We start from the raw sequence: 11,496 nt of genomic DNA, 5'->3' as shown, positions 1-11,496 counted from the left end.
AGATCAACGCGTCGAGGGGGGGTCAGCGGCCCTCGGCGTCGTCCATGGCTCGGTAGATGCGCTGCTCCGACACCGGGTAGGGGGTTCCCAGGGCCTGGGCGAAGACGTTCACCCGAAGCTCCTCGATCATCCAGCGGATCTGGCGGGCCGCCGGGGTCGCGCGCCTCGGCGGGGGCAGCGCGGCGAGCATGTCCTGGTACTCCTTCTGCACCACGGCGACGCGGTCCTGCTGAGACTTGTCCCGCTGCGGGTTGCCGGCCAGCCGGTCCAGCCGCCGCTCGATCGCGGTCAGGTAGCGCAGCAGGTCGGGCAGGCGCGCGTACCCCGTCTCGGTCACGAAGCCCTTGTGCACCAGGCCGGTGAGCTGGCCGCGGATGTCGGCCAGCGCGGCCACCACCGCCAGGTTGCGGGTGGCGCCGAGCCGCTGCTCCACCGCGTACCCGGCGGCGAGCACCCGCCGCACCCGCTCCATCACCTCGACGACCGTGTCCACCAGGTCGGCGCGCACCCTGTCGCGCAGCGCGGCGAAGCCCTCGGCATCCCAGGCGGGACCGCCCGCGTCACCGATCAGCTTGTCGATCGCCGCGCCGGCCGCGTCCTCGATCAGCTCCGGCACGCTGCCGTGCGGGTTGCGGGACAGCGCCAGTTTCGCCTCGTTGCTCAGCCGCCCCTGGAGGAACTTCGCCGGCGACGGCAGCGTCAGCCGCAGCAGCCGCCGGGTGCCCGCCCAGTGCGCGGCCTCCTGCTCGGCGGCGGAGTCGAACACCTTCACCCCGACCGTCGCGCCCTCGTCCACCAGCGCCGGGTACGCGGTCACCGCGAAGCCGGCGCGTACCTGCTCGATGCTGCGCGGCAGCGCGCCGATCGACCACTCGGTCAGCCCGGTACGGGCCACGTCCGGCGCGGCGGCGGCCACGACCTGGCGTACCTCCTGGCGCAGCTCGCGTTGCAGCGCCGGCAGATCCTTGCCCTCGGCGACCGGCTTGTCGTCGTCGCCGAGCACCCGGAACGTGACCCGCAGGTGCGGCGGCAGCCGGCCCAGGTCCCACGCGTCCGCCGGTACGGTCACGCCGGTCATCCGGCGCAACTCCCGGGTCAGCGCGGCGAGCAGCGGCTCCTCGCCCGGGGTGATCGCGGCCAGCGCGGCGCGGGCGAAGTCGGGCACCGGCACGAAGTTGCGCCGCACCGGCTTGGGCAGCGACCGGATCAGCGCGATCACCAGTTCCTCGCGCAGCCCCGGCACCTGCCAGTCGAAGGTCTCCGCCGGCACCTGGTTGAGCAGCGGCAGCGGGATGTCCACCGTCACGCCGTCGGTGGGCGCGGTCGGGTCGAACGTGTACGTCAGCGGCAGCGTCACGCCGTCGGCCCGCCACTCGTCCGGGAAGTCCCCCTCGTCCACCCCGCTCCGGCCGTCGTTGACGAGCAGTTCGCGGGTGAACGTGAGCAGCTCGGGCTGTTCCCGGCGGGTCTTCTTCCACCAGGAGTCGAAGTGCCGGCCGGAGACCACGTCGGCGGGGATCCGCTGGTCGTAGAAGGCGAAGATGGTCTCGTCGTCGACCAGGATGTCGCGGCGCCGGGCCCGGTTCTCCAGCTCCTCGATCTCGGTCAGGAGCTTCTGGTTGTCCCGCCAGAACTGGTGGTGCGTCTGCCAGTCGCCCTCCACCAGGGCGTGCCGGATGAACAGCTCCCGGCTCAGACCTGCGTCGATCCGCCCGAAGTTCACCTTGCGGGAGGTGACGATCGGGATGCCGTACAGCGTGACCTTCTCGTAGGCCATCACCGCGGCCTGCTTCTTCTCCCAGTGCGGCTCGCTGTAGCTGCGCTTGACCAGGTGCTGGGCCAGCGGCTCGACCCACTCCGGCTCGACCCGCCCGGCCACCCGGCCCCACAGCCGCGACGTCTCCACCAGCTCGGCGGCCATCACCCAGCGCGGCGGCTTCTTGAACAACGCCGACCCGGGGAAGATCCCGAACTTCGCGCCCCGCGCGCCGAGGTACTCGTGCTTCTGCGCGTCCTTGAGGCCGAGGTGCGACAGCAGGCCGGGCAGCAGCGACTGGTGCACCTTCGGGGTGTCGATCTCCTCCGGCAGGTCGGCCCCGGCGCCGCGGCGGCCCTCACCCTTGTCCGAGGTACGCAGGACCTGGCGCAACTGGCTGACGATGTCCTGCCACTCGCGTACCCGAAGGTAGTTGAGGTATTCGGCCTTGCACATCCGGCGGAACGCGCTGGAGGACAGTTCCCGCTGCTTCTCCCGCAGATACCGCCACAGGTTCAGGTACGCGACGAAGTCCGACTCGGAGTCGGCGAACCGGGCGTGCGCCTGGTCGGCCTGGGCCTGCTTGTCGGCCGGGCGTTCGCGCGGGTCCTGGATGGACAGCGCGGCGGCGATCACCACCACCTCGGTGGCGCAGCCGTTGCGCTCGCCCTCCAGGACCATCCGGGCCAGCCGGGGGTCGACCGGGAGCTGGGCCAGCCGCCGCCCCAGGGCGGTGAGTCGCTTCGCCGGGTCGGTCTCGGCCGGGTCCAGCGCGCCCAGCTCGTGCAGCAGGTTGACGCCGTCGGCGACGTTGCGCCGGTCCGGCGGGTCGATGAACGGGAACGCCGCGACGTCGCCGAGCCCGATCGATGTCATCTGGAGGATGACCGAGGCCAGGTTGGTCCGCAGGATCTCCGGGTCGGTGAACTCGGGGCGGGAGGTGAAGTCCTGCTCGTCGTAGAGGCGGATGCAGATGCCGTCCGAGGTACGCCCGCAGCGGCCCTTGCGCTGGTTGGCGCTGGCCTGCGAGACCGGCTCGATCGGCAGCCGCTGCACCTTGAGCCGGCTGGAGTAGCGGGAGATCCGGGCGGTGCCCGGGTCCACCACGTACTTGATGCCGGGCACCGTCAGCGAGGTCTCCGCGACGTTCGTGGCCAGCACCACCCGGCGGTTGCTGTGCGCGGCGAAGACCCGGTGCTGCTCGGCGGTGGAGAGCCGGGCGTACAGCGGCAGGATCTCGGTGCCGAGCAGCGACCGCTTCTTCTGCACCAGCTTGCCCAGCGCGTCGGCGGTGTCCCGGATCTCCCGCTCCCCGCTGAGGAACACGAGGATGTCGCCCGGCCCCTCGGTGGCCAGCTCCTCGACCGCGTCGCCGATCGCCTGGATCTGGTCCCGGACGTTCTCCTCGTCGGCCTCGTCCTCCTCCTCGGTCTCGGTGACCTCGACCAGTGGCCGGTAACGGACCTCCACCGGGTACGTGCGCCCGGACACCTCGACCACGGGCGCCGGGTTGCCGTCGGCGTCGGCGAAGTGCTTCGCGAACCGGTCGGTCTCGATGGTCGCCGAGGTGATGACCACCTTGAGGTCGGGCCGGCGGGGGAGGAGCTGCCTGAGATAGCCGAGGATGAAGTCGATGTTGAGGCTGCGCTCGTGTGCCTCGTCGATGATCAGTGTGTCGTACTGCCGCAGCATCCGGTCGGTCTGCAACTCGGCCAGCAGGATGCCGTCGGTCATCAGCTTGACCAGGCTGTTGTCGCCCACCTGGTCGGTGAAGCGCACCTTGTAGCCGACCACGTCGCCCAGCTCGGTGCCGAGTTCGTCGGCGATCCGGTCGGCGACCGTGCGGGCCGCCAGCCGCCGGGGCTGGGTGTGCCCGATCAGGCCGGTGATGCCGCGCCCCAGCTCCAGGCAGATCTTGGGGAGCTGGGTGGTCTTCCCGGAGCCGGTCTCGCCGGCCACGATCACCACCTGGTGGTCGCGGATCGCGGCGGCGATGTCGTCCTTGCGCTCGCTGACCGGCAACTGCGGCGGATAGGTGATCGCCGGCACGGCCGCGCGGCGCGACGCCAGCCGCGCCTCGGCCCGGGTCACCTCGGCCCCGATCTCGGCCAGCGCCGCCTCCCGCCGCTGCGGGTCGCGCAGCTTGCGCACGCCGTCGAGCCGCCGCTGGAGCCGCCGCTGGTCGCGGAACATCAGGGGGCCGAGGCGGCGGTGCAGGTCGCGGGCGGTCTCAGGGGCGGCGGGTACGGCTGGATTCTGCATGTCGTCGCCAAGGATAGGCAGCCGCGCGGCGGACCGCCCCCGGGTTACCGGCGCCGGGCGTGCCCTCCCTGCCCGGGCCGTCCCCGCCGGATAAAGTTGCCGCCGACGAGGCCGACGGACGAGGCCGACGAGGGGCGGGGATGATCATGCGGGACACCGACCGGGCGCTCGTGCAGGCTGCCACCGCCGTCGCGAAGCTGCGTTGCCGCAGCGACAACCACACCGTCGCCGCCGCCGTGCGGAGCACCGAGGGCCGGGTGTTCAGCGGCGTGAACGTCTACCACTTCACCGGCGGCCCGTGCGCCGAGGTGGTGGCTCTCGGGGCCGCCGCGACACAGGGCGCGGGTGAGCTGGAGGCCATCGTCGCGGTGGGGGACCGGGGCCGGGGCGTCCTGCCGCCGTGCGGGCGCTGCCGTCAGGTGCTCCTCGACTACTTCCCGTCGATCAAGGTGATCGTCGGCCCGCCCGACGGGCTGCGCGCGATCCCGATCGCCGATCTGCTGCCCGAGACGTACGTCTGGTCCGACCAGCAGGTCGAGGTGCCGGCCGGGCCGCGTGCCGCCCTGTGGCCGGTGCCTGTGGTGCCCGGCGTCCGGCAGGCCGCCGAGGACTGAAGCCGGGCCCGGGGCCGGGCGCGGCGAGCCGCGGCACTCAGTCGCCGGCCGCGGCCTCCAGCATCGAGCGGGGGACCGGCACCTCCTCGAAGCGAACCTGACCCTCCGGCACCATCCAGCTGCTGACCTGCGCGACCAGCCGGCCCGCGCGGACCGCCGGGTCGTTCGCGTACAGCTCACGGGCCATCTGCGGGTCCACCGACAGCACCACGAAACCGCGGACGCGCCCGTCGTCGCCGTCCAGGAACGGCCCGGCCGCGAGCACCGCGCCCTGCTCCACCAGCCCGGCCTGGTGCGCCAGGTGGGCGTCCTGGATCCGGTCGAGGGCGTCCTGCGGCAGGTCCGGCGCGTCGTCCGGGCGGACCAGGAGCACCACCGTGTGCCTGTCGAATCGCATGTCCTCAGGCTAGGGGCTGCCGGGCGTGCAGTGCCCGGATCGACCAGTCCAGCACCGGCGCCAGGCTCTCGGGCGGTGGCCAGCCGTTGACCACGGCGAGCAGCTCCAGGTACCGCTCCCGGCGAGGGTCGCGCGCGGTCCGCAACCGGTCCAGCATCCGCCGGCGCAGGCCGGCGTCGTCCGGCCGGCCGCAGAGCCGCGCGTACCGGTCCGCCGCCCGGGCCAGAACGGGGTCTGCCCCGGGTGAGGCCGGGTCGACACCGGCGGCCAGCGCCGGGGCCACCTCCTCCCGGACCACGGCGACCACGTCCCGGCGTACGCCCTCGGCGCCCGCCCGGTCGGCCGCGTGCTGCTCGGCCAGCCGGCGCAGCCCGGCCCGGAACTCCGGGTCCAGAGCCAGCTCGGCCAGCTCCACCCACGCCTCGATCTGGCAGTCGTCCGGATCGTCCGGCAGCTCCGGTGTGAGTGACCGGCGGATGCCCGCGAACCCCGGATCGGTCAGCCCGCCGAAGGACGCGTCGAGGAACTCGTCGACCAGCCGCCGTCGTTCCCGTTCGGCCAGGCCCGCCAGCCGGTGCAGCAGGTCGGCCTGCGACGGGGTGGCCCCGCGCCGGGCGATCACCGTGAGCACCGCGCGGCGCGACCGCAGTAGGCGGATCTGCGCGGTCAGCGCGTCCGCGTGCGCCGAGGCGACCTCGGCCAGGGTGACCTCCCGGGTCACCACCCGGCGCACGGTGGTCAGGTCCACGCCCAGCTCGCGCAACGTCCGTACCAGGTCGAGCCGGGCCACCGCGGCCGCGTCGTAGCGGCGGTGGCCGGCCGGCCCTCGGTCGGTGGGCGGCACGATGCCACGGTCGGACCAGAACCGGATGGTCTTCACCGGCAGCCCGGTCCGCCGGGCCAGGTCACCGATCGAGTAGCGCTCCGCACCGTCCATGCGCCCACCATCGCGCCTCCCCCCGGTGGAGGCGCAACCCCATCGACAGCGCCCGCTTAGGTACGCCTTAGCAGGTCAGTTAAGGTAAGGCGCACCTAACTGGAAGGCCAAGATCCCTCGTGACCACCGTCGCCGTCCGGCCCGCGCGGGCCGGGGCTCCCGTCCGCCGCGGCACCGTACGCCGCGTCGCGGTCACCGTGGCGGCGGCACTCCTGCTCCTGCTGGCGCTGCTGGCCAGCCTGGCGCTCGGCAGCCGGCACCTGCCCGTCGACCAGGTGTGGCACGCGCTGGTGTCCCCGGACGGCGGCGACGCCACCACCGTGGTCCGGGAACTGCGGCTGCCGCGTACCGCCCTCGGGCTCGTCGTCGGCCTCGCGCTGGCGCTGGCCGGGGTGCTGTTCCAGGCGGTCACCCGCAACCCGCTGGCCGAGCCGCGCATCCTCGGCATCAGCGCCGGGGCGTCGTTCGGCGTGGTGCTGGCCATCGCCGTGTTCGGCGTCGGCACGCTCGCCGGGTACGTCTGGTTCGGCATCGCCGGTGCGCTGCTCACCGGGCTGCTCGTGTTCGCCGTCGCCAACCGCGCCCGCGAGGGCGCCAGCCCGGTCACCCTCGCGCTCGTCGGCGCGGCCCTCGACGCCGGTCTCGGCGCCATCGTGTACGCGCTGCTCAGCATCGACGCCCGCACGTTCGAGGAGTACCGCTTCTGGGTGGTCGGCGGGCTGACCGGCCGCGACGTCGGCGTGGCCGGGCAGGTGCTGCCGTTCGTGGTGGCCGGGGTGCTGCTGGCCGCGCTCGCCGCCCGGGGTCTGGACGCGCTCGCCCTCGGCGACGACGTGGCCCGGGGGCTCGGGCACCGGGTCGCCCTGGTCCGGCTCGCCGCCGGGGCTGGTGGCGTGCTGCTCACCGGCGCGGCGGTGGCCGCCGCCGGGCCGATCGCCTTCGTCGGGCTGGCGGTGCCGCACCTGGCCCGGGCGCTCGTCGGCGCGGACCAGCGGTGGACGCTCCTGGTCGCCGCGCTGCTCGGCCCCGCGCTGCTGCTCACGGCCGACGTGGCCGGCCGCCTGGTCGCGCCGCCCGGCGAGATCCCCGCCGGCATCATCACGGCCCTGCTCGGCGCGCCCCTCCTGGCCTTCCTGGTCCACCGAGCCAAGACGGTAACCACATGACCCGCCCCGCCCCCCACTCCCGCGATCTTGCACTCGCTGCCCCGGCGGAAGGGGCATTCCGGGCACCCGCAGGGCCCGAAGTGCAAGATCAACGACGTGGGGACGGTGGGCGGCGGCGCGGGCGAGGGGTGCTGCGGCTCGGGGCGGTGGTGGTGCCGTTCCGGTGGCGGCCCGTCGTGGTGGCGCTTGTTCTGTTCGTGCTGCTCTGCCTCGCCGTGGTGATCAGCCTGTCGCTGGGTACGCCCTACGTCGCCCCGGTGGACGTGGTGCGGTCGCTCTCCGGTGCGGGCACCCCGTACGACCTCGTGGTGCGCGACCTGCGACTGCCTCGCGCGGTCCTCGCGGCGGTGGCCGGCGCGGCCTTCGGCGTGGCCGGCACGCTGATCCAGAGCGTCGCCCGCAACCCCCTTGCCAGCCCCGACGTCATCGGCGTCACCCAGGGCGCCGGGCTGGCCGCGACGATCGCGTTGACCAGCGGCGCGGCGGCGGTGCTGGTGGCGCCGGCGGCGCTGCTCGGCGGCCTGGCCGCGGCGGTGGTGGTGTTCGCGCTCGGCGCCCGGCACGGCCTGGCCGCCCAGCGGTTCGTGCTGGCCGGTGTGGCGGTCGCGTTCGCGTTCCGGGCGCTGATCGAGGTGGTCATGCTCACCGCCGACCCGATCGACGGGCTGCGCGCGCAGATCTGGCTGATCGGCACGCTCGCCGGCAAGGGGTGGAGCGAGGCGGCCTGGATCGCCGGCACGCTCGCCGTCCTGCTGCCGGTGCTGCTCTGGGCCGGGTGGGCGCTGCGCAGCAGCACGCTCGACGACGACACCGCGCGCGGGATCGGTCTGCGGCCGGTGGCCCGGCGGATCGGCCTGGCCGGGACGGGTGTGCTGGCCGCCGCCATGGTCACCGCCCAGGTCGGCGCCGTCGACTTCGTCGCGCTGGTGGCCCCGCAGGTGGCCCGCCGGCTGGTCCGCGCCGAGCGCCCGCCGCTGCTGTGCGCCGCGCTGCTGGGCGCGTTGCTGCTGGTCCTCGCCGACCTGGGCGCCCGCCGGCTGCTGGCGCCCACCCAACTGCCGGCCGGCGTGCTGACCGCCGCGATCGGCGGGCCGTATCTGATCTTCGTGCTGCTCCGCACCCGAGGGAGGCGGTCGTGACCGCGCTGCTGTCCACCCGCGACCTGGTCGTCGGCTACGAGGGCCGCACCGTGCTGGACGGGCTGGACCTCGACCTGCCGGCCGACACGTTCACCGTGATCGTCGGCCCGAACGCCTGCGGCAAGTCGACGCTGCTGCGCACGATGGCCCGGCTGCTCACGCCCCGGCGCGGCGCGGTGCTGCTGGACGGCGCGGCGATCCGGGACCTGCCGACCCGCGACGTGGCCCGGCGGCTCGGCGTCCTGCCGCAGAGCCCGCTGGTGCCCGAGGGGATCACCGTGGCCGACCTGGTCGGGCGCGGCCGGCAGCCCTACCAGCGGTGGTGGCGGCAGTGGTCGGCCGAGGACGGGCGGGCGGTCGAGGAGGCCATGCGGCTGGCCGACGTCGGCGCGCTCGCCGACCGCGCGGTGGACACGCTCTCCGGCGGGCAGCGCCAGCGGGTGTGGATCGCCATGACGCTGGCCCAGGACACCGACGCGCTGCTGCTGGACGAGCCGACCACGTTCCTCGACCTGGCCCACCAGGTCGAGGTGCTGGACCTGCTGCACCGGCTGCGCGCCGAGCGGGGCCGCACCGTGGTGGCCGTGCTGCACGACCTCAACCAGGCGGCCCGGTACGCCGGCCACCTGATCGCCATGCGCGACGGCGCTGTGGTGGCCGCCGGCAAACCGCGCGAGATCCTCACCGCGGACCTGGTCCGCGACGTGTTCGGGCTCGACTGCGTGGTGGTGCCCTGCCCGGTCAGCGGCGCCCCGCTCGTGGTGCCCGCCCTCACCCAGACCGGGTCCACCCAGACCGGGTCGACCCAGGCCGGCCGCACCCAGACCGGCTCCACCCAGACCTCGGCCGTTCCGGCCGTCACGCCGGCCCCGGCCGGCGCCCCCGTCGGCGACGCCTGAGCGCGCCGGCCCGCACCACCGAAAGGAACCTGATGCGTCGTCTCGCCGTCGCACTCACCGCCGCCCTCGCTCTCGGCGTCGGCCTCACCGCATGCGGGGAGAGCGACCCCGTCGCCGGCACCGGCACCGGGGAGACCCGGGAGATCACCCACGCCATGGGCACCACGAAGGTGCCCGTCGAGCCCAAGCGCGTGGTCGTGCTCGACACCGACAAGATCGACACCGCGCTGTCGCTGGGCGTCACCCCGGTGGGCGCGGCGACCGCCGGTGAGGCGAAGAGCTGGCCCACCTACTTCGGCGCGGACAAGCTCGCCGGCATCACCGAGGTCGGCGTGCTCACCGAGCCGGACCTGGAGGCGATCAACGCGCTCAACCCGGACCTGATCCTCGGCAGCAAGTTCCGCCAGGAGAAGTTCTACGACGAGCTGGCCAAGATCGCCCCGACCGTGTTCACGGAGAAGGTGGGCGTCACCTGGAAGGAGAACTTCCTCCTCGACGGCGCGGCGCTGGGCAAGGAGCAGCAGGCCAAGGATCTGCTGGCCGAGTACGAGAAGCGGGCGAAGGACTTCGGCGCGAAGCTCGGTGACGCCTCGTCCCGCAAGGTCTCCATCGTGCGCTTCATGCCGACCGAGATCCGCCTGTACGGGCCGGACTCGTTCTCCGGCATCGTCGTCGGCGACACCGGCCTGGGCCGCCCCGAGCGGCAGATGCTCGCCGGCAAGGAGGACAAGCGGATGGACCGGGTCAGCCCGGAGCGCATCGGCGAGGCCGACGGCGACGTGGTGTTCGTGACCGCGTACGGCGAGAAGGCCGCCGCGGAGCAGGCGAAGGTCACCGGCGGCACGCTGTGGAAGGGCCTGTCCGCCGTCAAGGCCGGCAAGGCGCACGTGGTCTCCGACGAGATCTGGATGACCGGCATCGGCGTCGGCGCCGCCAACAAGATCCTGGACGACCTGGAGAAGCACCTGGCCGCCTGAGCCCCGATCACCCGCGCCCGTCCAGCCGTCGTCGGCCGGACGGGCGCGGGTGTGTTCAGGCGGCCAGTTGCCAGAGCAGGAACGCGTTGAGCGCCACCACGAACGCGGTGATCGTCACCGCGGCGGCGGTGGTGGCCCGGCGGTTGACCAGGCTGCCCATCAGGTCCCGGCGGCGCGTGAACATCACCACCGGGATCAGCGCGAACGGTATGCCGAAGCTCAGCACCACCTGGGACAGCACCAGCGCGCGGGTCGGGTCGACGCCGATCGCGAGCACCGCCAGCGCGGGCAGCAGCGTGATCATCCGGCGGATCAGCAGCGGGATCCGGCGGCGCAGGAAGCCCTGCATGATGATCTCGCCGGCGTACGTGCCGACGCTCGTGGAGGCGAGACCGGACAGGAGCAGGGCGACCGCGAAGCCGACCGCCGCGGCCGTGCCGAGCGTGGTGGCGAGCCCGGCGTGGACGCCTTCGAGGGTGTCGGTGCCGGGGATCGAGGTGCCGTGGAAGCTGCTCGCGGCCACGAGCAGCATGGCCAGGTTGACCGCGCCGGCGATGCCGAGCGCGATCAGCACGTCGACCCGCAGGCCCTTGGCGACCACACGCCGCTGCGCCTCGCCCTCGGCCGGCAGGCGGTTCGGTGTCAGCGCCGAGTGCACGTAGATGACGTGTGGCATCACCGTCGCGCCGAGGATGCCGGCGGCGAGCAGCATGCTGTCGGTTCCCTGCATCCGGGGCAGCAGCCCGGCCGCGGCGTCGGACACGTCCGGCTGCGCGCTGACCAGGTTGACCGCGAACGCCAGCACGATCACGCCGAGCAGCACCGCGATGGCGATCTCGAACGTCCGGAAACCCCTGGCGCGCAGCGCCAGGATGGCGAACGAGGCGGCGCCGACGATCAGGCCGCCGGGCAGCAGCGGGACGCCGAACAGCAGGTACAGCGCGACCGCCCCGCCGATCACCTCGGCCAGGTCGGTGGCCATGGCGACCAGTTCGGCCTGCGCCCACATGACCCGGTTGAGTGGCCGGGGCAGGTGTTCCCGGCACAGTTCGGGCAGGCTTCGCCCGGTCGCCAGGCCGAGCTTGGCGGTGAGCGTCTGCACCAGCATGGCTGCGAGGTTCGCCGCCACCACCACCCAGACCAGCAGGTATCCGTACCGGGCCCCGGCCGTGGAGTTGGTGGCGAAATTGCCGGGGTCGACGTAGGCGACCGCCGCAACGAACGCCGGCCCGAGCAGGATGAGACGCCCACGGACCGGGCGCGGGGCGCGGGCGGTCCGTAGCGGGGGTAGGACTGGCGAATCGTTGGTTACCACTGGTGCTCCTCGACGACGGACGACGGGATACAGA

At 73.7% G+C, this 11,496-nt stretch carries 9 protein-coding genes; 5 read left to right on the top strand and 4 right to left on the bottom strand.

Annotated features, from left to right (window positions below; genetic code table 11):
* Positions 1-22 precede the first annotated feature (22 nt).
* Complete coding sequence (gene hrpA, locus F8279_RS01955) at positions 23-4,018, bottom strand: ATP-dependent RNA helicase HrpA (RefSeq protein WP_091423796.1); 3,996 nt, start codon at positions 4,016-4,018, stop codon at positions 23-25.
* A gap of 140 nt (positions 4,019-4,158) precedes the next feature.
* Here hrpA and F8279_RS01950 point away from each other — a divergent pair, with 140 nt between their 5' ends.
* Complete coding sequence (locus tag F8279_RS01950; RefSeq protein ID WP_091423799.1) at positions 4,159-4,632, top strand: cytidine deaminase; 474 nt, start codon at positions 4,159-4,161, stop codon at positions 4,630-4,632.
* A gap of 37 nt (positions 4,633-4,669) precedes the next feature.
* Here F8279_RS01950 and F8279_RS01945 read toward each other — a convergent pair whose 3' ends face one another.
* Together F8279_RS01945 and F8279_RS30865 are read right to left on the bottom strand one after the other, a co-directional pair.
* Positions 4,670-5,029 (bottom strand): YciI family protein, encoded by a 360-nt coding sequence (locus F8279_RS01945; RefSeq protein WP_091423804.1) that lies wholly within the window; start codon positions 5,027-5,029, stop codon positions 4,670-4,672.
* Between the two features lie 4 nt (positions 5,030-5,033).
* On the bottom strand, positions 5,034-5,966 hold the full coding sequence (locus tag F8279_RS30865; protein WP_091423809.1) for a MerR family transcriptional regulator: 933 nt from the start codon (positions 5,964-5,966) through the stop codon (positions 5,034-5,036).
* Positions 5,967-6,085: 119 nt separating this feature from the next.
* On the opposite strand from F8279_RS30865, the gene F8279_RS01935 reads away from it, so the two are divergent.
* From F8279_RS01935 to F8279_RS01920, 4 genes are all read left to right on the top strand, one after another.
* Positions 6,086-7,132: an iron ABC transporter permease gene (locus F8279_RS01935; protein WP_091423812.1), complete on the top strand. Its 1,047-nt coding sequence runs from the start codon at positions 6,086-6,088 to the stop codon at positions 7,130-7,132.
* Between the two features lie 128 nt (positions 7,133-7,260).
* Positions 7,261-8,271 carry an iron chelate uptake ABC transporter family permease subunit gene (locus tag F8279_RS01930; RefSeq protein ID WP_091423816.1) on the top strand — a complete coding sequence of 337 codons (1,011 nt, stop codon included), beginning with the start codon at positions 7,261-7,263 and terminating at the stop codon, positions 8,269-8,271.
* On the top strand, positions 8,268-9,170 hold the full coding sequence (locus F8279_RS01925) for an ABC transporter ATP-binding protein (RefSeq protein ID WP_091423819.1): 903 nt from the start codon (positions 8,268-8,270) through the stop codon (positions 9,168-9,170). The genes F8279_RS01930 and F8279_RS01925 overlap by 4 nt, the downstream gene beginning before the upstream one ends.
* Positions 9,171-9,202: 32 nt before the next feature.
* Positions 9,203-10,147, top strand: a complete 945-nt coding sequence (locus F8279_RS01920) for an ABC transporter substrate-binding protein (RefSeq protein ID WP_151498919.1) — start codon at positions 9,203-9,205, stop codon at positions 10,145-10,147.
* Between the two features lie 55 nt (positions 10,148-10,202).
* Here F8279_RS01920 and F8279_RS01915 read toward each other — a convergent pair whose 3' ends face one another.
* The gene (locus tag F8279_RS01915; RefSeq protein WP_091423825.1) at positions 10,203-11,462 is read right to left on the bottom strand and encodes an Nramp family divalent metal transporter; all 1,260 of its coding nucleotides are present in this window, start codon (positions 11,460-11,462) and stop codon (positions 10,203-10,205) included.
* Between the last annotated feature and the right edge of the window lie 34 nt (positions 11,463-11,496).

The sequence above is a fragment of the Micromonospora sp. AMSO1212t genome, assembly GCF_008868145.1.
GTDB lineage: Bacteria > Actinomycetota > Actinomycetes > Mycobacteriales > Micromonosporaceae > Micromonospora > Micromonospora tulbaghiae.
Note: the sequence above shows the minus strand (reverse complement) of the source record. Positions and strands in the feature narration are given on the sequence as shown.

Excerpts from the sequence above, each read along its gene's own strand:
- F8279_RS01950 (WP_091423799.1), top strand. The coding sequence starts at position 4,159 with ATGATCATGCGGGACACCGACCGGGCGCTCGTGCAGGCTGCCACCGCC.
- F8279_RS01920 (WP_151498919.1), top strand. The coding sequence starts at position 9,203 with ATGCGTCGTCTCGCCGTCGCACTCACCGCCGCCCTCGCTCTCGGCGTC.
- F8279_RS01945 (WP_091423804.1), bottom strand. The coding sequence starts at position 5,029 with ATGCGATTCGACAGGCACACGGTGGTGCTCCTGGTCCGCCCGGACGAC.
- hrpA (WP_091423796.1), bottom strand. The coding sequence starts at position 4,018 with ATGCAGAATCCAGCCGTACCCGCCGCCCCTGAGACCGCCCGCGACCTG.
- F8279_RS30865 (WP_091423809.1), bottom strand. The coding sequence starts at position 5,966 with ATGGACGGTGCGGAGCGCTACTCGATCGGTGACCTGGCCCGGCGGACC.